This is a genomic window from Acinetobacter sp. ANC 5054, assembly GCF_002135295.1.
Classification (GTDB): Bacteria; Pseudomonadota; Gammaproteobacteria; order Pseudomonadales; family Moraxellaceae; genus Acinetobacter.
This window is the reverse complement of sequence record NZ_NEGG01000012.1, coordinates 95,412-116,746: the sequence shown is the minus strand read 5'-3', so window position 1 is coordinate 116,746 and position 21,335 is coordinate 95,412. Positions and strand designations below refer to the sequence as shown.

Annotated in this window: 18 protein-coding genes; 10 read left to right on the top strand and 8 right to left on the bottom strand. The window is 40.9% G+C overall.

Annotated elements, in window-relative coordinates; genetic code table 11:
- Positions 1–35 precede the first annotated feature (35 nt).
- Together B9T33_RS12760 and B9T33_RS12755 are read right to left on the bottom strand one after the other, a co-directional pair.
- A complete protein-coding gene (locus tag B9T33_RS12760) occupies positions 36–1,250 on the bottom strand; it encodes an acetate/propionate family kinase (protein WP_086179285.1) in 1,215 nt (404 codons plus the stop codon).
- A 513-nt stretch (positions 1,251–1,763) separates the two neighbouring features.
- Positions 1,764–3,029, bottom strand: coding sequence for a glutamate-5-semialdehyde dehydrogenase (locus B9T33_RS12755; RefSeq protein WP_086179284.1), 1,266 nt, complete (start codon positions 3,027–3,029; stop codon positions 1,764–1,766).
- Between the two features lie 304 nt (positions 3,030–3,333).
- On the opposite strand from B9T33_RS12755, the gene B9T33_RS12750 reads away from it, so the two are divergent.
- The gene (locus B9T33_RS12750) at positions 3,334–4,662 is read left to right on the top strand and encodes an alpha/beta fold hydrolase (protein WP_086179283.1); all 1,329 of its coding nucleotides are present in this window, start codon (positions 3,334–3,336) and stop codon (positions 4,660–4,662) included.
- Between the two features lie 30 nt (positions 4,663–4,692).
- Here B9T33_RS12750 and B9T33_RS12745 read toward each other — a convergent pair whose 3' ends face one another.
- Positions 4,693–5,562, bottom strand: a complete 870-nt coding sequence (locus B9T33_RS12745) for a class I SAM-dependent methyltransferase (protein WP_086179282.1) — start codon at positions 5,560–5,562, stop codon at positions 4,693–4,695.
- Positions 5,563–5,693: 131 nt separating this feature from the next.
- Positions 5,694–6,719: a beta-N-acetylhexosaminidase gene (gene nagZ / locus B9T33_RS12740; RefSeq protein WP_086179281.1), complete on the bottom strand. Its 1,026-nt coding sequence runs from the start codon at positions 6,717–6,719 to the stop codon at positions 5,694–5,696.
- 201 nt (positions 6,720–6,920) lie between these two features.
- On the opposite strand from nagZ, the gene B9T33_RS12735 reads away from it, so the two are divergent.
- From B9T33_RS12735 to B9T33_RS12705, 7 genes are all read left to right on the top strand, one after another.
- Positions 6,921–9,128 (top strand): carboxy terminal-processing peptidase, encoded by a 2,208-nt coding sequence (locus B9T33_RS12735; protein WP_086179280.1) that lies wholly within the window; start codon positions 6,921–6,923, stop codon positions 9,126–9,128.
- Positions 9,129–9,529: 401 nt separating this feature from the next.
- Entirely contained in the window at positions 9,530–11,596 is a 2,067-nt protein-coding gene (locus B9T33_RS12730; protein ID WP_086179279.1) for an EAL domain-containing protein, read from the top strand.
- A gap of 297 nt (positions 11,597–11,893) precedes the next feature.
- Positions 11,894–13,486, top strand: a complete 1,593-nt coding sequence (locus B9T33_RS12725) for a peptide chain release factor 3 (protein WP_086179278.1) — start codon at positions 11,894–11,896, stop codon at positions 13,484–13,486.
- Positions 13,487–13,592: 106 nt separating this feature from the next.
- Positions 13,593–14,420 (top strand): hypothetical protein, encoded by an 828-nt coding sequence (locus B9T33_RS12720; RefSeq protein WP_086179277.1) that lies wholly within the window; start codon positions 13,593–13,595, stop codon positions 14,418–14,420.
- A gap of 75 nt (positions 14,421–14,495) precedes the next feature.
- Positions 14,496–15,476: an RsiV family protein gene (locus B9T33_RS12715; protein ID WP_086179276.1), complete on the top strand. Its 981-nt coding sequence runs from the start codon at positions 14,496–14,498 to the stop codon at positions 15,474–15,476.
- Between the two features lie 5 nt (positions 15,477–15,481).
- Positions 15,482–16,306 carry a TatD family hydrolase gene (locus tag B9T33_RS12710; protein WP_086179275.1) on the top strand — a complete coding sequence of 275 codons (825 nt, stop codon included), beginning with the start codon at positions 15,482–15,484 and terminating at the stop codon, positions 16,304–16,306.
- A gap of 139 nt (positions 16,307–16,445) precedes the next feature.
- Positions 16,446–17,252: an enoyl-ACP reductase FabI gene (locus B9T33_RS12705; protein ID WP_086179274.1), complete on the top strand. Its 807-nt coding sequence runs from the start codon at positions 16,446–16,448 to the stop codon at positions 17,250–17,252.
- A gap of 161 nt (positions 17,253–17,413) precedes the next feature.
- Here B9T33_RS12705 and secB read toward each other — a convergent pair whose 3' ends face one another.
- The 4 genes from secB to rsgA form a co-directional block, all read right to left on the bottom strand.
- Positions 17,414–17,869 carry a protein-export chaperone SecB gene (secB, locus tag B9T33_RS12700; RefSeq protein WP_078189641.1) on the bottom strand — a complete coding sequence of 152 codons (456 nt, stop codon included), beginning with the start codon at positions 17,867–17,869 and terminating at the stop codon, positions 17,414–17,416.
- Positions 17,870–17,905: 36 nt separating this feature from the next.
- Positions 17,906–18,160: a glutaredoxin 3 gene (gene grxC / locus B9T33_RS12695; RefSeq protein WP_086179273.1), complete on the bottom strand. Its 255-nt coding sequence runs from the start codon at positions 18,158–18,160 to the stop codon at positions 17,906–17,908.
- A 22-nt stretch (positions 18,161–18,182) separates the two neighbouring features.
- Positions 18,183–18,590, bottom strand: a complete 408-nt coding sequence (locus tag B9T33_RS12690) for a rhodanese-like domain-containing protein (protein WP_086179272.1) — start codon at positions 18,588–18,590, stop codon at positions 18,183–18,185.
- A 93-nt stretch (positions 18,591–18,683) separates the two neighbouring features.
- Positions 18,684–19,742: a ribosome small subunit-dependent GTPase A gene (rsgA, locus tag B9T33_RS12685; protein ID WP_086179271.1), complete on the bottom strand. Its 1,059-nt coding sequence runs from the start codon at positions 19,740–19,742 to the stop codon at positions 18,684–18,686.
- Positions 19,743–19,867: 125 nt separating this feature from the next.
- Here rsgA and orn point away from each other — a divergent pair, with 125 nt between their 5' ends.
- Positions 19,868–20,425, top strand: a complete 558-nt coding sequence (gene orn, locus B9T33_RS12680; protein WP_086179270.1) for an oligoribonuclease — start codon at positions 19,868–19,870, stop codon at positions 20,423–20,425.
- Positions 20,426–20,557: 132 nt separating this feature from the next.
- The gene (locus B9T33_RS12675) at positions 20,558–21,328 is read left to right on the top strand and encodes a ThiF family adenylyltransferase (RefSeq protein ID WP_086179269.1); all 771 of its coding nucleotides are present in this window, start codon (positions 20,558–20,560) and stop codon (positions 21,326–21,328) included.
- The last annotated feature ends 7 nt before the right edge of the window (positions 21,329–21,335 follow it).

Here is a 21,335-nt window from a genome sequence, read left to right as displayed (position 1 = left end):
TTAAAGTTTGAAGGCGTAAGGGCTGATGCGATTGCTTAAGCAATCGCAATTTCAGCATCAGGCTTTTTTGCAGTAGCACTGACCTCATTTACAACATGCTCAGTTTCTTTCGCAATACGACCTTCTTCGTCGGTTGGCACTACCCAAATTTGAGGGCCAGTACCGTGGTCTATACGACCTTCAGTACCACGTTTTAGATTGTTGTTTAAGTCTTTGCTTAAGTTGAAGCCGAAATGTGGTAAGTAAGAAACAGTTTTTTCACGGATGTATGCAGAGTTTTCACCAATACCGCCCGTGAAGAATAAACCGTCAATACGTGGTAAGCCACAGCTTAAACCAGCCAATGATTTAGCAAGACGATAGCAGAATACCTCAATGGCAAGCGCCGCATCTTCATTACCTTGCTCAGAAGCTTCGATCAAGGTACGCATGTCGTTGGATAAATCAGACAAACCAAGTAAACCTGATTGGCTGTTGAGCATTTTGTCGATTTTGTAGATATCCCAACCTAAGTTAGAAGCAAGGAAGCTATGAATACTTGGATCGACATCACCACTGCGCGTGCCCATCACGACACCTTCGAGTGGCGTTAAGCCCATAGAGGTATCTACAGATTGACCATTCCAAATGGCACATGTCGAGCTACCGTTACCCAAGTGCGCTGTTAACCAACCACCTTGTTTAAAACTGCCAGCCAACATTGAACCACGCTCAGAAACATAAGCATGGCTTGTGCCGTGGAAACCGTAGCGACGCACGTTGTGCTGGGTATAAAGGAATTTTGGTAATGCATAGCGATACGCATGTGATGGCATAGTTTGATGGAATGCTGTATCAAAAACGGCAACTTGCGGAAGTTCTGGGAACAAACGCATGGTGGCATCAATACCTACCAAATGAGCAGGGTTGTGAAGCGGTGCAAGTGGCGTTGCTTCACGAATGCGCTCAATAATTTCTGGTGTTAATAGTTCAGCTTTAGTCAAAGTACCGCCGTGAACTACACGGTGACCAATGGCTTGTGGGTTGTGGTGCGATAAACGCTCAAGAATAGTTTCTAAGGCTTTTTCATGACCTGCATGTGGAATCGACAGCTCAAGTTCTGCGCCCCCAGTGGTGACGCCTTTAATACGTGCATCAGCAGAACCAAGATTCTCCGCCAGACCGAAAATACGATCTTCTCGGCGCTCAGAAACTAACGCATATTTGATAGAAGAAGATCCGCAGTTAATTACTAATACTGATGTAGACACGTTTAAATACCCGAATTTTAATTGAAATACTTATTCATCATTTTGATCAGATTGCAGTTCTAAGCTTGATGCAATTTAGATCAGTGGTGATGTTTTAACATGGGTTTTTTTTCTGTCCTAGATAGACTTTAGGAGATTAGACTTAAGCACTATCGACCATACAATCAATAATAATTAAAATTTATCAGTTCATAGTTTTCATTTATTAATGAAATAGTGCTCAATCTGAAATTATTTAAGACATTGGATAAGAACATAACATGGACGCGTTATGCTGTAGCATTTAAATTGTTTCAAAATTAAGCTTATTACGTATTTGTTTCACACATTTTTAAAGTTTATCGATGGTCTTCACAACCAAGCATTTAAAATTGGCAGTACAACTAAAAAAGTGAACTGAAGGTTTCAATTTTATTATTTTTATTCTATTTAGTTTTTTCTTAAGACCATTTTAGACGTTAAAAAAAAGCTGTGCCTTTATAGAAAAGAGCACAGCTTTTTTATTAGAACTGATTATTGGCGAATTTGACCATCACCAAATACAATCCATTTTTGTGACGTTAAACCTTCAAGACCAACAGGGCCACGCGCATGAATCTTATCGGTTGAGATGCCAATTTCTGCACCTAGACCATATTCAAAACCATCCGCAAAACGAGTAGATGCATTGATCATCACTGAGCTTGAATCTACACGTGCCAAGAATTGGCGTGCAAGACTGAAGTTTTCCGTAATGATTGAATCAGTATGATGTGAGCCATATTGATTGATATGTTCAATCGCTTCATCCAGACCCGTCACGACTTTCACAGCTAAAATTGGACCTAAATATTCGGTATACCAATCTTCTTCAGTTGCAGGAACAATCGATTCTCCCAAAATGCGTTGAGTTTCAGGGCAGCCACGAAGTTCAACTTTTTTCTCAGCGTACAGTTCTGCAATACGTGGTAAAAACTCTTCAGCTACATTTTCGTCGACCAATAAAGTTTCCATGGCATTACATACGCCATAGCGATGCGTCTTGGCATTTAAAGCAATCGGCAGTGCCTTTTGTAGGTCAGCCTGCGCCTCAACAAATACATGGCAATTACCATCTAAGTGTTTAATCACTGGCACACGTGCTTCATTACTAATACGCTCAATCAGACCTTTACCACCACGCGGAACAATCACATCGACAAATTCTGACATAGTGATGAGTTTACCAACCGCAGCACGGTCAGAAGTATTAATCACTTGAACAGCATGTTCAGGAACGCCCGCTGCTTTTAAACCATGTTGAATGGCGGCAGCAATGGCTTGGTTTGACTCAAGTGCTTCTGAACCACCACGCAAAATAATGGCATTGCCTGATTTGAGTGCAAGAGATGCTGCTTCTAAAGTCACGTTTGGACGCGACTCATAAATCATGCCGACCACACCGAGGGGCACTCGCATTTTCCCAAGTTGAATACCTGAGGGGCGATAAGCCATATCGGTAATTTCGCCAATGGGGTCCGTTAATCCGATAACATCTTTTAAGCCTTGTAACATGCCTTTAAAGCGTGCGGGAGTAAGTTCTAAGCGATCAAGCAGAGCACTGTCCAAGTTGTTATTATGCGCTTTCGTCATATCCACTTGGTTGGCAGCCAAAATAGCGGCCTCACTGTTTTGTAATGCAGTGTAAATCGCCGATAAGGCATTGTTTTTAGTCTGGGTAGAAGCACCTGCAAGCACACGTGATGCTGTGCGTGCCTGTTGTCCTACCGTTTGCATATATTGTTCCATCGACTCTTGCATAGCGGTTTGATCACTTAGAAATTTCAACTTGATATTAACAGCCTGACGCTGAACAATGAAGCACCTATATTCAGATTTAAGTCTTTGATCGAGACCAGAATTAACATTTTGAAATTGTTTTCTACTTAAAAGTAGACAAGCGGTGGGGATATAGGTTGCTTGTAAAATCAACCTCTGTATAGAATGAAACAATAGCGACATTGAAGTCGTACAAATAACGATTAAACAGCAGGATGCTGCTTCGAGCTTAGTCTCTCAATAAGTTCCTGACAATAAAAATAAGGCAGGAATGGAGGAAAGGAACATGAATTCCATTATCCAAATGGATCCAGAAGTACAGGAAAGTACCCACTACAGTTTTTTTGATCTCTACGACAAGCAAAGCTTTAAGCAGCCTGCACGAACGACGTGGATTGATGGCTGGAAAATTGAGTACATGGCAATTGCCCAACCCGAAACGATTCACCTCACGCCTATCGTGATCATTGGTGGCGCATTTCAAAATTTTAACTCTTATAAATATTGTGTTGAGCAGCTTTTTGCAGCAGGGCCCATCATTCTGATTGATATGCCATCCATGGGCTCAAACCAACAGATCACCAATGTAGATAGCGGCATATCGGCAGGGACATTAGAGCTCGATGATTTAGCCAAAATGCTCGGTGTGTGGATGGATATTGTTGGCTTAGAAAAAGTATCGGTGATGGGGATGTCACTGGGTTCGGTGGTCGCTGCCGGTTTGGCGGATCTACGTCCCGAACTGATTGACCGTATGATATTAATGGGTGTGATGCAAAAAACCCGTAAAAGTTGGCGCATGTTGCTGGAAGAGTCTTTACATTTGATGAAAGAACAGCGCATGGATGAGTTTGGTCAGGCGGTCATTTTGTATTTGGTGAATCATGCCAAATTAGATGTGACCCGTATGTCACCAACAGCCAAGCGTTTGTTCTTTAGGCAAATGGCGGAGTTCACCAATACCGAACAAGAACGCTATGACATTAACTGTAATCGCTTGTTGCGTCTGCAAAATGTCCCAATTCCCGAGTGCGATGTACTGGTGTCGTGTGGGCAATATGATAGCTTCACCTTGCCGCATGAAAATGCAGGCTTTGCTTTGCAATGTCCCAATATGCAATTTGCCATGATCGCCAATGCAGATCATTTGCCGCAATTGCAGCGCCGTAAAGAAACCATGAATTTATTTGCGACCTATTTACGTGGTGAGTCGATTCAAAATTTAGACGGCATCATTCCAATGAATCGTGAGCAAATACAGAAAATCGAACGACGTGGTGAGGAGCGTATTACGGTACAACAACCGTTTAGCCATTTATCGCACCGCCATTCTGCTTTGCAAATTGATGCTGAAATTATCGATCTGAATTATTTTGGCGTACTGATGAATGTGCCAGAAGGAATGACGGAAATTGCAGCTCAATATCCTCGTGATTTGGCTTTGCACTTGGAAGACGATGAGGGTGAATTTAAAATTGAATGTCTGATTTTTGAGACTTCAGATCAACAGCTACGCGCCTTGTTTAAACATGGCAGCTTTGAGGTTGCAGAACGCTTATTACGTTTTGTTGCACGTCAAAAAGAACAATTTATGTTTTTAGAGGCAGTTGGTTAGATAGACTCTAAAAATTAAAAAAACAGCGTATTAGCGCTGTTTTTTTATTTGTGCATGAATCATCCAGACCAGATCACCGTTATGTTCTTCGGTATTGTGGAAGGGAATCACGCTTTCGTCGCTATTTAAAGGAAAATACAGTGCAGGTTGAACGACATCAACTTCTTGAAAACCCGTATTTAACAGGAAGCTTTGTAGTTCGGTAGGTGTCTGAAAATGGAAAGTGAATGCGCTACGTGACATCACTTTGAGGAGTTTGCTGCTGGTCCAAATAAATTGGGCTAGTCGATTTTTCACAGGCTCTGGATATATGTCACTGAGGTAGTGTAATTCTTTAAATACAGCACCATATTCAGTGATGCCTTGTAATAGCTTATTGAGCAGGGTTTTATCAAAGTAATTGATCAATCCTTCACTAATCACCACCAAAGGACGTTCAGGGTCAAAGCCATGAAATATTCGTTCAAAATCGTGTGTGAAAATATCTGCGGTGAGTACTTCAGGTGATTGTTGATCAATTTGTTGTAAGGCTTGAGTTTTGATTTTCGCCATATCGGGCAAATCGAGTTCACGATAATCAATTTCAGGATGTTTTTTGCGAAAGTTCCAACCGCGCGGTGATAGTCCGCAGGCAATCTCTAAGACTTGTAAATCTGGATATTGTGCAATGAGTTGATCGAGATGCTGATCAATCATGATATGGCGTTGTTTTAGGGTCGATCGCATGCTACCGCCGACGTTTTTTTCTGCCCAACTTTCCAGTGGATGGACCAGTCGCGCTAAAAATTTGCCTTTGCGGGTTGCAAATACAGAATGAGAAATCCCCATGCTATACCAAATATAGCCCGTGTAATGGGCGGTAAATGAAATATGTCGATGTTCAGATAAAGCTTGTGTCATGTCGTCCTGACCTAATATTTTTTTAATTGTTGAGTTATTTTTTCAGTATGCGCAGCGCATTGATTTTGTTTTTATCATAATAAAAAAGGAGCACCTTGTCGTGCTCCTTTTTGGTTATTTTTAGACGTACTTTATGCGCAATATTGATTTTTAAAATCGACAATACGATTGCGAACTTGCAGCCAATCTGCACCAAGGTCTAAGCTTTGACCAATCGTAATTTGAGGGATTTTACCGCGCATGCGTTCAAGGCGTTCTTGGTTCGGTAAAGCCAAATTTTGAATACCATCGAGTGCAATACACGCGGATTCACGATTATTACATACCAGTCCCATATCACAACCTGCACTTAAAGCAGCTTGAATTCGGGCATCGGCGCCACCCGCTACACAGGCAGCCTGCATACTTAAATCATCTGAGAACAAGACGCCATCAAATTTGAGTTCTTGACGTAAGATTTTTTGAATCCAATACGGTGAAAAGCCTGCTGGGTTTGGATCGACATTTTCATAAATCACATGTGCAGGCATTAGGGCATCAAGCTGTGGTTGCAGTTGAATAAAGCTTTGCATGTCTTTTTGGTAAATTTCGTCATAGCTGCGTGAATCCACAGCAGCCGCAACATGTGAATCCGCTTTCACTGAACCATGGCCTGGAAAATGTTTACCTGTTGACGCCATACCCGCACGCTTCATGCCTTTTAGGAAAGCACTGGCAAGTGGAATGATGTCTTGCATATTTTTGGCAAAGCCACGATCGCCAATCACATCGCTCACATCATTTAAATCTAAGACTGGTGCAAAGCTAAAATCGATCCCCACTGCAAGCACTTCGGCTGCCATAAGCCAACCACATTGCTCTGCAAGTTCAACTGCTTTTTCAGGCTCGCTTAAGTAAAGTTCGCCAAACTTGCCCATAGCAGGCAGTAGGGTAAACCCTTGTTTTAAACGCTGAACACGACCACCTTCCTGATCGACTGCAATTAAAATATCTGGACGGATCTGACGCATGTGGTCGGTGAGCGCACGAACTTGTTCAGGTGATTCAATGTTTCGACCAAATAAAATCATGCCACCGACTTGCGGAGCCTTTAATAGTTCAATATCTTCTTGAGTAAGTTCTGTGCCAGCAATGTCGAGCATTAATGCGCCAATCATATTCGGGGGTCCGTGTTGGAATTTTTAAGGAAAAACAATACCTGAATTCTGCAATGATTTGCTACACTTTGTCAGCACAGAATATGATAAAACTACACGACATAAACATATTAAGTTGTTTAAGATTTTGAATACATTCAATTCAAGTCGAAAACCAACACGGTAATATTGGTCTATATACCAAGGAAGTACGAATTATTTATGAAACTTCAAACATTAGCTTGTGCCGTTGCAATTGCGACGGGTGGATTCTTTTTTACACATGTCGTGAACGATGCGATTGCAGCGAGTAATACAACTGAAGCTGTTCCAGCTGGAACCATTCAACCGACTCAAGAGCAAGCCTTGGTCTCACGTCAGCTCGCAACTTTGGTAGACCGTCAACATTATTTAAATCAGCGTTTAGATGCCAATACATCAAATCGTATTTTAGATTTTTATATTGATAGCCTTGATCCTGAGCATACCTTGTTTTTGGCATCAGACATTGAAAACTATAAAAAGCGTTATGGCGCGACTTTTGGTGCGAATTTAAAAGCTGGGAATTTAGCGGGTCCTTACGAGATTCATGCGCAATATCGTGACCGCTTAAAACAGTTCTATAGCTATATGTTGCAAGAACTGAAAAAACAGCAGAATTTGAATCAAGCAAATACTTACATCGAAACCGATCGTGAAAAAGCACCGTTCTTTAAAACGGAAGCGGAGCAACGTGCGCATTGGAACAAAATGTTGGTATCACAGTTAATTAACTTAAATATCAGCAAAGAAGAAGAAAAAGCCAAGCAAAAAGCCTTAAAAGATAATCCTGAGTTGGCCAATGGACAGGATTTGACCGGGCCTGAAGATTTGACGCCAGAGCAGACATTAAGTAAGCGCTATAACCGCCAGCTTGAACGCGTAAGTCGTTTGAAGAGCGATGATGTGTTGGATAAAACGCTGAATGCCATGATGTTGACTTATGATCCGCACAGTAATTATTTCCCACCAGTCGATGCGATGGAATTGAATCGTCAAACCACTTTGCAGTTGGAGGGAATTGGGGTATCAATTCGTCCTGAACGCGGCAATGAAGATTACACTAAAATCGAAACCATCGTTGAAGGTGGACCTGCGAGTAAGTCAGGACAAGTCAAATCTGGTGATCGCATTATTGGTGTAGCACAAGACGGCGACAAAATGGTTGACGTGATTGGCTGGCCGAGTAATGAAATCGTCGGTTTAATTCGGGGTAAACGCGGAACTAAAGTCACTTTACGTTTATTGGGTGCAGGCGCTGCCATGACTCAAGCACGTAATGTCACGATTGTCCGTGATGTCATTCAAGAAGAAGATGCTGGGGTACGCTCGCGTACTGTAGAAATTGAACGTGATGGCAAAAAGCATAAATTTGGTGTTATTGAAATTCCATCGTTTTACTTAAACTATCGCGCGCGTCGAGCTGGCACTGACTACCGTTCAGTATCAGAAGATACCAATAAAGCATTAAAAGCCCTCGATAGCCAAAACGTAGAAGGTATTATCATCGATTTACGTAACAACCCAGGTGGTTCGCTTGAGGAAGTTGCACGTATGCTGGGTCAAGTGATTAAGTCTGGACCTGTGGTACAAATTCGTGATGGTAATGGCAATGTCAGCGTATTTGAGGATGACGATGGTGGCGCGCAAACCTATGCAGGTCCTTTGGCGATTCTAATCAACTTGGCTTCCGCTTCAGCAAGTGAAATTTATTCTGCAGCCATTCAAGATTATGAACGTGGCGTAGTAATTGGCAGTACCACGACAGGTAAAGGGACTGCCCAAGTTCAATTGGATAGTCTGGCATATGGTCAAGCGACACTGACTCAACGTAAGTTCTATCGCGTAACGGGTGGAAGTACTCAAAATAAAGGTGTTGTACCAGACATTAAATTGGTCGATATTTACAACGAAGAATTTGGTGAGCGTAAAGCGAAAAATGCACTTCAGTGGGATACCATTCCGACGGCACCATTTAAGCGTGAAGGATCAATTCAAGGCTATGTACCAGACTTGATTAAATCATCACAGCAACGTGTGAGTATTGATCCACAATTTAAATATTTAGAACAACGTACTGCAATCGCGAAAAAAACTGATGAGCAAAAACGTCTCGTGCTTGATCTCGATAAGCGTAAAGCAGAATTGTTGGCGATTGAGCAAAAGTCATTAGATGCTGAAAACCAACGCCGTAAAGTGATGGGGCAAAAACCATATGCTAACTGGGAAAGCTATCAAGCTTCAATGGATGCATTGGTTGAGTCACGTGCAAAAATGAAAGCAAATCAACGACCAGCATTGCCTGAAGAAGAAGTTTTTGTTTCAGAAGCCGCCAATGTCTTGCTTGATTATGCAAAATTACAAGGTACATCAAAACTAGCAACTAAATAATGGTTTTAAAACATTGAAAAAAGCGAACTTCGGTTCGCTTTTTTTATAAGTTGAGAATAGCCATATGTGGTTGTCAAAAGTAAATATAAGCTCAGCTGACAGCAATAATTTCTAAGCAATGTGCTTTTCCAATTCGTTGCGTGAGAGCATTAACGATTCATTGATCTGAGAAAAATTTACATATTTTTAAATTTTAGTGAAATAAGTCTAATAATTTTTTTTTAATTTTTTCAGCTGTTTAAAAACTATCAATAAACACTTGACCAATATCGTAGAGTATTAGATTCTTAGAGAATAACACCAGAAAAACCAAGTTATTAAAACTTAAGATGTTGTAAGGGAAGATAATTTTTTGTACAGAATGGTTAAAAAGTAACGGGAACCTGAGCGGAACGCTTTCTATGACCCATATACACTATGATTACAGTCTGGTCGCTGGTTCAATCGTAATTGCATTACTGAGTTGTTACTTAGTTGTTTCATTGGAACAAATGTTGTTTCGCGGAACACGACCTCGATTTGAGAACATCATATTATTTGTCAGCGGTGCAATTTTAGGCGCTGCGATTTGGTGCATGCATTTTGTTGGCATGATGGCGAGTCATTTGCCTTCAAACCATCATTTTGACTCAGGTTTAACGTTTATTTCCTTTCTCATTGCATTTGTTTCTTCCACGTTTGCAGTATGGCTCACCACACGACCAACGTTACCTTTACCACGTTTGATACTCGGTTCAGTCCTTATGGGATTGGGCATTTCAGGCATGCATTATACGGGGATGTTAAGCCTCGTTGTGGACGGCTATGTCCAGCAATATGATCCACTTATCGTGATCTGTTCGATCTTGGTTTCAATGTGTGGTTCTGGACTCGCATTTTGGCTGCTACTTAAAAGCAAATATGCTGGCCGCAGACGATCTTTAATGAATTTCTTTGTGGCGGTGATGCTGACCTTTAGCATTGTTGGTATGCATTATATGGGTATGGCTGCAGCAGACTTTCATCCCTTAAATGCAGTGAATCCTATTCATTCTGCCGACATGAGTCAAAATCTACTCATTTTCACCGTCTTGTTTGTGACCTGTCTCATTTTATTTGCCGCTTTTAGTATAGCGGTATTGGAACAGCGCTTAGAACATCGTAGTTTACAGTTAATGCGTGCCAATCGTGAATTGGCGAATCAAGCAGTTCAGGATAATTTAACGCGTTTACCGAACCGATTATTTCTCGCCGAATATGCGCATTTTCTATTTACCGAACATCGTCTACGTCAAGATCATATCGCGTTCTTATTCATCGATATTGATCGTTTTAAAGCTGTAAATGATGTCTTTGGTCATCATGTCGGGGATCAGCTACTCATTCAAATGGCAACGCGGCTGCATCGTTTGCTTGATGATAAATCCAAGCTCTTACGCATTGGTGGCGATGAATTTTTAATGGTACTGGAATCTGCAAGTACGGAAACCGCAACGGCGATGTCAGAACAGATTTTGGAGCTATTGCAGGAAAGTTTCCTGATTGCAGGCAAAGAAATAAATATCTCAGCCAGTATTGGAATAGCGATGTATCCTGAGCATGGTTCAAATTTACAAGATTTACTGATCAATGCTGATGCTGCAATGTTGACCTCTAAATATCAGGGGCGAAATACACATTCTATTTTTAATTACACAGTCAATCAGTACGAAGAAAAAAGCCAGACTAAACTTATTAACGACTTGTACAAAGCTGTCGAAGAACAACAATTTATTTTGTTTTACCAACCTAAATTTAATGCTATCGATAGAGAGATCTGTGGGGTTGAGGCATTGATTCGTTGGAAGCACCCAACCTTAGGTTTACTTACGCCAAATCGTTTTATTAGTGGTGCAGAAAAAACAGGTCTGATAATCGCAATGGGCTATTGGGCACTCGAAGAAGCGTGTAAGCAAATTCAGCGTTGGGAAAAATTAGGCTTAACTTTATATCCAATTGCTGTGAATTTATCCGCGATTCAATTTGAGCATAAGCATTTATTTAGTACCTTGGAAATGCTATTCGATCGCTATGATATGAATCCTGCGAATTTGATCATTGAAATTACTGAATCGACAGCGATGCATCATATTGATGCCAGCATTATGACCTTTGAGCGTTTGCGTCACATGGGGATTAAAGTAGCGATTGATGACTTTGGTACAGGACACTCAAGTTTCTTATATTTAAAGAATTTACCTGTTGATGAACTTAAGATTGATCGTGAATTTATCAGTGATTTAACACCAGATTCAAAAGAAGAAATGATCCTCGAAAGTATCATTCAATTGGCGACTAAATTAGGACTCATCGTCACAGCCGAAGGGATTGAGACTCCGTTGCAAGCGGATATTTTGACACGCCTAGGTTGTCAGCAATTACAAGGCTATTTGCTTGGTTTACCAATGGAAGTTGAGCGTTTAGAAGAAATTATGCAATTAAAAACCTAATATTCAAATATTTAGTTTTTATGATGTTTAAATTTTTTAGCGCATTTACATTAGCTTTTAATGTTGAATTTTTGCTTTGACGGTTCACTAATTGATAAGCTATTTTCAACGTATATGCTTTCAAGGAACGTTTGGTTCCAATGTGAAATTTTAAAAATAAGAAGAGGTCTTTTTACAGGCGTGAATCAGCACGATGTGATTGATTATTTTTAATAGTCAATCTGCTACAATATCGCCAATTTTTCATATTGATCAAATTTGATCGTTTTGCTGCGCATCTGCAGTAGGTATCCCTTGATGAGTTTTAAAGAAGATTTAGCGGCTCAGGTCGCTCAGCGACGCACGTTTGCGATTATTTCGCATCCAGATGCGGGTAAAACCACCATGACAGAAAAACTGTTATTGTGGGGGCAAGCTATTCAGGTTGCAGGTATGGTGAAAAGCCGTAAATCTGATCGTGCAGCGACTTCCGACTGGATGGAAATGGAAAAAGAACGTGGTATTTCTATTACCACTTCGGTAATGCAATTTCCGTTTAAAGACAAGATGATTAACCTTCTTGACACCCCAGGGCATGAAGATTTCTCTGAGGATACCTACCGTACATTAACTGCTGTTGACTCTGCGCTCATGGTGATTGATGGTGCAAAAGGTGTCGAAGACCGAACCATTAAATTGATGGAAGTGTGTCGTATGCGTGACACACCAATTATCTCATTCGTCAACAAAATGGACCGTGAGATTCGTGAGCCACTCGAGTTGTTAGACGAAATTGAAAATGTCCTCAAAATTAAATGTGTGCCAATTACATGGCCATTGGGTACAGGTCGTGATTTTGCGGGTGTATTTAACCTAATCGAAGAAAAATTTTACGTCTATAAAGCTGGTTTTGGTTCGACGATTACCGATATTGAAGTCCGTGATGGTTATGACCATGCTGACTTACGTGAAAAAGTGGGTGATTTGGCATGGGCAGCATTTGAAGAATCTCTAGAATTGGTGCAAATGGCCAATGAACCTTTAGATCGTGAAGCCTTTTTGGCGGGTCAACAAACCCCTGTTCTTTTTGGTACAGCCTTGGGTAACTTTGGTGTTGATCATGTTTTAGATGCGTTTAGCAACTATGCGCCTGAGCCGAAAGCACATCCGACTGCGGTACGTACAGTTGAAGCGACTGAAGAAGGTTTCACAGGTTTTGTCTTTAAAATTCAGGCCAATATGGATCCTAAACACCGTGACCGTATTGCATTCATGCGTATCTGTTCAGGTAAGTATGAAAAAGGCTTGAAGATGAAGCACGTGCGTATTGGTAAAGACATCCGTATTAGTGATGCTTTAACTTTCCTTGCCGGTGACCGCCAGCATTTAGAAGAAGCATGGCCAGGCGATATTATTGGTCTGCATAACCACGGTACCATTCAAATTGGCGATACCTTTACTTCAGGTGAAGAGCTGCAATTTACGGGTATTCCGCACTTTGCACCAGAAATGTTCCGCCGTGTCCGTCTAAAAGATCCATTGAAATCGAAACAACTTCAAAAAGGTCTGAAAGAACTTTCAGAAGAAGGTGCAACTCAGGTATTTATGCCGCAAAACAGCAACGATTTGATTGTAGGTGCTGTTGGTGTGCTTCAGTTTGAAGTGGTGGCGTATCGTCTAAAAGAAGAATACAAAGTGGACTGTATTTATGAGCCAGTGAGCATTAATACCGTTCGTTGGGTTTCTTGTGATGATGAAAAGAAATTCAATGAATTTAAGAAAAAAGCTCACGACCAATTGTCAGTCGATGGTGGTGGTCATTTGACTTATCTTGCGCCTAGCCGCGTCAATTTACAGTTAATGCAAGAGCGTTATCCAGACATCGTTTTCCGTAATACACGTGAACACTAAGTCTTTCTTTTACAGAAATAAAACAGCTTCCTCGTGAAGCTGTTTTATTTTGTGGTAGAGTTTTTATCGTTAATCTTTATATACATACTTGGTCGTTTAAAACATCATGAAAATTTTCAAGGAAGCTACAGTTGTTGCGCTAATGGGGAGTGCAATTTTACTGAGCGCATGTGATGCAGGAAAAGAAAAAAAAGCGGCAGAGTCTCAAGAACAAAGTGCCTCTGAAGCACAGGTGATTAATCCAGATGTCTTACCTTATTTGAATATTCAAGAACAAGCTGCAAAAGTGGCAAAACCATTTTGTGAAAATAAAAGTTGTATTGATTTGGATATTCAAACCATTCATACCGTAGATACATGGTTGAATAGTTGGATCGAAAAAAATCAGGCGACGGTGATTCAAGATCAAATTGGCTCGAAACAAAACATGAGTTTGCAGCAAGCAGTGAATGCTTATGTCAAAAAATCCGATGCATGGCAGGCAGAACTCAACAGTAATAAACCTTATGAATTGGCACTATATACACGTGTGCCGTATCAACGTAATCAATATGTATTACTGCAAATTGGCGTTGATAATACCCAAGAAAATATCACGGTCAAAGAGCGTTATTATTTCTTTGTTGCAGACCGACGTAGTCGGAAAAATTTAACCCCATTAGATATCGTCGATGCCAAGCAACAGCAAAATATGAATGCACTGGTGCAAACGGCTTATGGCAAATGGCTAGATGAACAAAGTGTCGAAGTGAAGAAAACTGCGCCTAAAAAACTCTATTGGGGGCAGGCGGATTGGTTCTTTGATCAAGAAGGGATAGGACTGCATTACCGTACTGATGAAATTGTCAAAGAGGGGAAACAGTTAGATATCTATCTCACTAAAGTTCAAACACAACAGGTATTGAAAGCTGACGTTTATCAGCATATGTTTTAAAAAGTAGTCGGATTTTTTATCTGCGATCTGATTTTTTTAAACATAAAAACACGATGAATTTAAAGGGTTATTGCAATGTTTCAACAGAAAAAGTTATGGGTGATTTCAGTGCTTGCAGCATCTGTTGCATTAAGTGCATGTCAACCACAGAAAGCTGAACCTGAAAAAAAGCCAGAAAATACGCCCGTTGAACAGCCTGATTTAAGTGGCAAATTAATCGGTGACGCTGAAAAGTTAAAACTGAATTTACCTGATTGTGATGGTAATAGTTGTCCTGAGATTTCAGTTGATCGTTTGAGTAGTAATCAGCCTTTCATTGACCAATTTATTGACGCTGAAATTTTAAAACAACTGGCTGCAATCTTATCGGTTTCACCTGCTCAAGATAAGCAAATAGAAAAAACAGAAGCTGCGGCAAGCGAAGTTCAAGCACCGTCTGAAACAAAATCTGCATTGGCAAGTGTTGAAACACCTAAGCTCAAATTAGAAAAAGCCACACAGCCGTATATGCAGGCATTTTTAAAATTAGATCAAGAATTAAAAGCACTGAGTTCGAGTCAAAAAATCAGCTTAATGATTAAGCCGAAAATTTTAAATGCTGAATTACCTTTGGCGACTGTCGTGTTAAATACCAGTTCCTATTTGGGTGGTGCGCATGGCTCATCGTCTCAGCAATATTATAATTTTGACTTGAAGACCAAACAGCGTGTAGAACTGAAGGATATTCTATTGCCAAACCAACGTGCAGCTTTAGAGCAACGTGCTTATGCTGTATTTAAAACTTGGGTGGCTGATGCTAAGTTGGCGGAAAATATTCAAGACTATGAGCAGATTTGGAAATTTAAACTGTCTGATAATTATTACTTAAGTCAGCAAGGCTTAATTTTGCAATATGCAGAATATGAAATTGGACCTTATGTGGTGGGTTTACCACGTTTAACGATTCCTTATGATCAATTACAAACGATTTTGAAAAAGCAATATTTACCTGCACCTGTGGCTGTTGAGGCATCGGCTGCATCAGTTAACAGTGCCGCTGCCTCTGAGAGTAAATAAGCGTAATGAGCATGAAACTGTTTGATACGCATACGCATTTCGATGTGCCCGATTTTGATTCAGATCGGGAAGCATTGGCGTATGCTGCCAAACAAGCAGGGGTGGAAGCGCTGGTTTTAATTGGTTTTGTAGAGCAGCGCTTTTCAGAACTGCTAAACACTCAGCAATATTTAAATCAACTGAAAAATGCACCGAAAAGCTATTTGGCGCCGGGACTACATCCTTTTTATATTGAGCAGCATCAACCTGAACACTTAAACCATTTAGAAGCGATATTGGCCAGTGAAGATTGCATCGCTGTGGGCGAAATTGGTCTCGATACCTTTTTAAAGCAGCATAAACAAGCAGATATATTACAAAAGCAAAGTGATTATTTCTCCGCACAGATTGAATTGGCACAGCAGTTCGATAAACCCATTTTATTGCATATACGTAAGTCACACGCGGATGTCTTAGCAATATTAAAAAAGCATCAATATCGGCAAGGCGGAATTGCACATGCTTTTAGTGGTGGAGTTGAGGAAGCCAAAGCTTTTGTAAAATTAGGATTTAAAATTGGTGTGACTGGGCAAATTACCAACCCGAATGCCAAAAAATTGCATCAGGTGGTGCAGGCGTTGGGTGCTGAACATTTGGTCTTGGAAACCGATTGTCCAGATATGACGCCATTATGTTGTCAGCATTCCACTGAACAGCGTACACGTAATACGCCAGTCAATTTACCTTATGTCCTACAAGGTTTGGCGCAAAGTTTAGGTTTGGCTGAGCAGGAACTTGCAACCATTTTATGGAAGAATTCCTTACAATCACTGCATTTAACAGCGCTTTGAGCTGAGAATGAGCAGTCGAGTAGAATGGCATAATATGAAAATGCCAAATCTCGGTTTTATAAAAAAAGATGCATTATGCAATTTCTAAAATGCTTTAGACTTGGCATTATGCAGTTAAATTATTTTGAGTGAGATTCACATGGCACAAGGACTATTGGCAGGCAAACGCTTTTTAATCGCGGGTATTGCAAGTAAGTTATCTATTGCATTTGGTATTGCTCAGGCATTACACCGCGAAGGTGCAGAACTGGCCTTTACTTATCCAAACGAAAAATTAAAAAAACGTGTCGATGATTTTGCTGAACAATTTGGTTCAACTTTAGTTTTCCCATGTGATGTTGCAGTTGATGCTGACATTGAAAATGCATTTGCTGAATTGGCAAAACATTGGGATGGTCTAGATGGTGTTGTACATTCAATTGGTTTTGCACCAGCGCATACTTTAGATGGCGATTTCACTGAAATTACTGACCGTGATGGTTTTAATGTAGCACATGACATCAGTGCTTACAGCTTTATCGCGATGGCGCGTGCCGCGAAGCCATTATTGGTTGCTCGTCAAGGTTGTTTATTGACGCTGACTTACCAAGGTTCTGAGCGTGTAATGCCGAACTATAACGTAATGGGCATGGCTAAAGCATCATTGGAAGCGGGTGTACGTTATTTGGCATCTAGCTTAGGTGCTGAAGGTATTCGTGTAAATGCGATTTCTGCGGGCCCAATCCGTACATTGGCAGCTTCAGGCATTAAATCTTTCCGTAAAATGTTAGATTTAAATGAAAAAGTTGCACCACTTAAACGTAATGTAACCATTGAAGATGTGGGTAATGCTGCATTGTTCTTATGCTCACCTTGGGCAAATGGTATTACAGGCGAAATCATGTATGTAGATGCAGGCTTTAATACTGTAGGTATGAGCGCAGACTTAATGATGGATGCTGAGTAATTCTCTTTAAGTTCCCTCTCTCTTTGGGAGAGGGCTAGGGTGAGGGAATAATCATGTATTTGAAAAAAACCTCTCCCTGACCCTCTCCTAATAGGAGAGGGGATTTAAGGCAATAAAAAAGACCGCTAAAAGCGGTCTTTTTTATATCTGAGATCGCGCGATTAAGCTTGACCTTCAGCAGCTGTTTGCGCACGTTGTAAGTTCGCTTCGAATTCAGCATCGAAGTTGATTGGCGTAAGCAACAATTGTGGGAAGCTACCTTTAGTAACCATATCGTTCACCGCTTCACGAAGGAATGGGAACAGGATATTTGGGCAGTATGCACCAAGAATATATGGAAGGCGTTCTTCTTCAACGCTATCAATCAGGAAGATACCTGCTTGAGTTACGTCTACAATAAATGCTGTGTCACCTGCGTTGTTTGCTTGAACAACAACTTTGAGTGAAACTTCGAAGTGTGTTGGATCAACTTTTTCAGCAGAAGATGAAAGGTTGATGTTTAACTCAGGTTGCCATTCTTTAGTGAAAACTTGCGCCCCAGGTACTTCGAAAGAAATATCTTTAGTATAAATACGCTCTAATGCCAATTGTGGTTGAGCTTGTTGTTCTTCACTCATTGTTTATTCCTTAATATGAGGTGATGATCTATAAAATTAAGACAGCATGCCGTCGAGTTTGCCTTCACGCTCTAAAGCATAAAGTTGGTCAAAACCGCCAATAAACTGATCATTAATGAAAATTTGTGGAACAGTACGGTGGTTGGTGCGTTGCATCAATTCAACACGTACTTCAGGCGCTTCATTGGATAAATTAATTTCTTTATAAGCCACGCCTTTACGCTCTAGGAGCTGTTTTGCACGAACGCAGTAAGGACATACTGTTGTTGAATAAATCGTAACTTCAGCCATGTTAATCTCCTAAAACGCTGTTTTATTTACTTTTAACTAAAGGTAAGCCTTGAGCTTTCCAGTTACTAATACCACCATCAAGACGATATGCATCGGCATGACCGACTTGTTGAAGTGCAGAACCTGCCACTTGGCCAAGGTTGCAAATAAACACGATTGGGCGGTCAGATGTTTTTAACTCTTCAACATGTTTTGTAAGTTGGCTATATGGAATATTGCGGCTTCCGCTGATATGACCTTCACGAAAATCTTTCGCATCACGTAAGTCAACCAGTTGTGCATTTTTAGCTTTAACCAAAATACCCAATGACTGCGGTGAAATTTTGCGACCATTACGCTGGCCTTCCAGAATAAAGAACAGCACGACTAATACAGCCAGTGTTCCAAATAAGAAGGGGTGATTCCCCATAAACTCGAACCAACGTTCCACAATTCACCTAATTACAATTTAAAATTGCCCAAAGTATAGCTCATAAATATGGTGATCAAAATCACCCCTTCAAGGGCTACTGTTGAATAAAAATTAATTTTTTTGCTGCGCTTCAGTAATTTCGTCAATTAAACGTAAATAACTATCGAGACGACGCTGTAAAATTTCCCCGTTTTGAGCAGCAAGACGTAGTGCACATTGCTTTTCATGTTTATGCGTACAGTTACGGAACTGGCAATAGCCCAAATGCGCTTCTATTTCAGGAAAACCTTGTTGAACTTTTTCAAGTTCTAAATGCCACAACCCAAATTCGCGAATACCTGGAGAATCAATTAAAGCTGAACCTTCACCAAAAGCGATTAAACGAGTTGAGGTAGTGGTGTGTTGTCCTAGAGCAGAGTTTTCAGAAATGATATTGGTTTTCTGCGCCGCTTCTGGAACGATGGCATTAATCAAGGTGCTTTTACCGACACCTGACTGACCAACAAAGGCTACTGTTTCACTAGAAAGACGGCTTGATAATTCAGTTAAATCGCCATCCGACTGTGTTTGTAAAACTTCATAACCCAAATTTCGGTATTCATCTAACAAGCTAAGAATAGGATCGTTATCTTTTAATAAGTCCGATTTATTCATGACCAAGAGTGCAGGAATATCTGCATCTGCACAGGCCACCAAATAGCGGTCAATTAAGCCTGGAGCAGGCTCAGGCAGTGGTGCAAAAACAATCACAATTAAACTGACATTGGCAGCCACAGGTTTAACTTTGTGATAACGGTCAGGGCGAGTCAGTAACGATTTGCGTGGATGAATGGCGGTAATAATACCTAAACCGGTAATCGGATCGGCTTGCCATTTAACTCGATCACCTGTCACCAAAAGTTCAAGGTTGGTGCGGGTATGACAGCGCCAAACACTGCCGATTTCAATCGGTTTCCAATGCGGTTCGGGTTCGCCATCTTGAACTGTAGGCTTTTCAGGATGATGTTCAGGCGTAGACAGGGCTTGTACTTCAAGTTGTCGACCATAATGCTGTACAACTAAACCTTCTAAGTCAGCAGACGTATCAACTTCTTCTTGACGAGATTTATGTTGTTTCTGAATGCGGCGTTGCTGCTGTTCAGTCAAGCGACGCTTACGAATTAAAGCCATTCATATCCTAAAAAACCATGAAAACCAGATGGCAAAAATAGCATGAAAGCGGGGTCTATTTACAGCGCAGCGCCAATAAATTTGCTACTATGTTCATTTTTACAGCCTAATAAGATTGCACATTTATGAGCAGCACACCTGATACCCGCCTCATTTGGATTGACCTTGAAATGACTGGTCTTGATACAGATAACGACCAGATTATTGAAGTTGCTACAATTGTGACGGACGATAACCTGAATATTCTGGCAGAAGGTCCTGTGCTTGCGGTGCATCAATCTGACCGCGTGCTCAACGCTATGGACGAATGGAATACTCGTCAACATGGTCAATCTGGCCTCATTGAACGTGTGCGCCGCAGTAAATTGACGGCACAAGATGCAGAACAACAAACTTTAGAGTTTCTGAAAAAATGGGTGACGCCAAAATCATCACCGATGTGTGGTAACTCGATTTGCCAAGATCGTCGCTTTTTACATCGTTTGATGCCAGAAATGGAACAGTATTTTCATTACCGTAACCTTGACGTGTCTTCAGTGAAAGAATTAGCGAAACGCTGGCGTCCAGAAATTATGAGCGGCTTAAAGAAAAATGCCTCTCACTTGGCGATGGATGATATTCGCGACTCGATTGCAGAGTTGAAATATTATCGTGAATATTTCTTTATCATGAATAAAGACTAATTTGCTGTGTATAAAAAAGAGGCTTCGTGCCTCTTTTTTATTTCATCCATTTTCGCTAAAGGATGTGATTAAGCATCTTTCTATTAGATTTGTTAAAATGCCGCTTTGATCTCTTTGCTGAACACGAAATCCATGACTGATCTCCCGCTCGATGATGAATATGACCGCCGCTTTGCAGGTGTGGCTAAAATTTATGGTGAAGATAGCTTTAGTCATTATGAAAAAAGTCATGTGATGGTGATAGGGATTGGTGGCGTAGGTTCGTGGGCGGTTGAGGCCTTGGCGCGTACAGGTATAGGTGAGTTGACCTTGGTCGATATGGATGTGGTTGCAGCATCTAATATTAACCGTCAATTACCCGCCATGACTTCAACATTAGGTTGTGAAAAAATTGAAGTGATGGCAGAGCGTTGTCGTTCGATTAATCCACGCATCAAAATTAATTTGGTCGATGACTATTTAACGCCTGAAAATGTGAAAGATATGTTGGCAAATGTGCCGGACCTGATTTTAGATTGCATTGATGATGTTAAAGCCAAATTTGCTTTAATGTTGCATTGCCGTTTCAATAAAATTCCGCTGATCGTTTCAGGCGGTGCAGGCGGTAAACTCGATCCATTGAAAATACGTGTGGCGGATTTATCCAGGACTGAACAAGACCCGATGTTGGCGAAATTGCGTACACAATTACGCGGCAAAGGTATTTGTAAAAAACCGAAAGAAAAATTTGGCATTACCTGCGTATATTCTATCGATAATCCATTTTCCAGTGCCGATGTTTGTCCAAGTGCTGGGCTACGCTGTGGTGGTTATGGTTCTGCTGTTGTCGTGACATCAAGCTTTGCGATGGTGGCTGTCGCTGAAGTATTAAAAAAATTAGATGCTAAACGGCTAAAAGCATGACAGCTAT

Excerpts from the sequence above, each read along its gene's own strand:
- B9T33_RS12755 (WP_086179284.1), bottom strand. The coding sequence starts at position 3,029 with ATGCAAGAGTCGATGGAACAATATATGCAAACGGTAGGACAACAGGCA.
- B9T33_RS12750 (WP_086179283.1), top strand. The coding sequence starts at position 3,334 with ATGAATTCCATTATCCAAATGGATCCAGAAGTACAGGAAAGTACCCAC.
- B9T33_RS12745 (WP_086179282.1), bottom strand. The coding sequence starts at position 5,562 with ATGACACAAGCTTTATCTGAACATCGACATATTTCATTTACCGCCCAT.
- nagZ (WP_086179281.1), bottom strand. The coding sequence starts at position 6,719 with ATGATTGGCGCATTAATGCTCGACATTGCTGGCACAGAACTTACTCAA.
- B9T33_RS12735 (WP_086179280.1), top strand. The coding sequence starts at position 6,921 with ATGAAACTTCAAACATTAGCTTGTGCCGTTGCAATTGCGACGGGTGGA.
- B9T33_RS12730 (WP_086179279.1), top strand. The coding sequence starts at position 9,530 with ATGACCCATATACACTATGATTACAGTCTGGTCGCTGGTTCAATCGTA.
- B9T33_RS12725 (WP_086179278.1), top strand. The coding sequence starts at position 11,894 with ATGAGTTTTAAAGAAGATTTAGCGGCTCAGGTCGCTCAGCGACGCACG.
- B9T33_RS12720 (WP_086179277.1), top strand. The coding sequence starts at position 13,593 with ATGAAAATTTTCAAGGAAGCTACAGTTGTTGCGCTAATGGGGAGTGCA.
- B9T33_RS12715 (WP_086179276.1), top strand. The coding sequence starts at position 14,496 with ATGTTTCAACAGAAAAAGTTATGGGTGATTTCAGTGCTTGCAGCATCT.
- B9T33_RS12710 (WP_086179275.1), top strand. The coding sequence starts at position 15,482 with ATGAGCATGAAACTGTTTGATACGCATACGCATTTCGATGTGCCCGAT.
- B9T33_RS12705 (WP_086179274.1), top strand. The coding sequence starts at position 16,446 with ATGGCACAAGGACTATTGGCAGGCAAACGCTTTTTAATCGCGGGTATT.
- secB (WP_078189641.1), bottom strand. The coding sequence starts at position 17,869 with ATGAGTGAAGAACAACAAGCTCAACCACAATTGGCATTAGAGCGTATT.
- grxC (WP_086179273.1), bottom strand. The coding sequence starts at position 18,160 with ATGGCTGAAGTTACGATTTATTCAACAACAGTATGTCCTTACTGCGTT.
- rsgA (WP_086179271.1), bottom strand. The coding sequence starts at position 19,742 with ATGGCTTTAATTCGTAAGCGTCGCTTGACTGAACAGCAGCAACGCCGC.
- orn (WP_086179270.1), top strand. The coding sequence starts at position 19,868 with ATGAGCAGCACACCTGATACCCGCCTCATTTGGATTGACCTTGAAATG.
- B9T33_RS12675 (WP_086179269.1), top strand. The coding sequence starts at position 20,558 with ATGACTGATCTCCCGCTCGATGATGAATATGACCGCCGCTTTGCAGGT.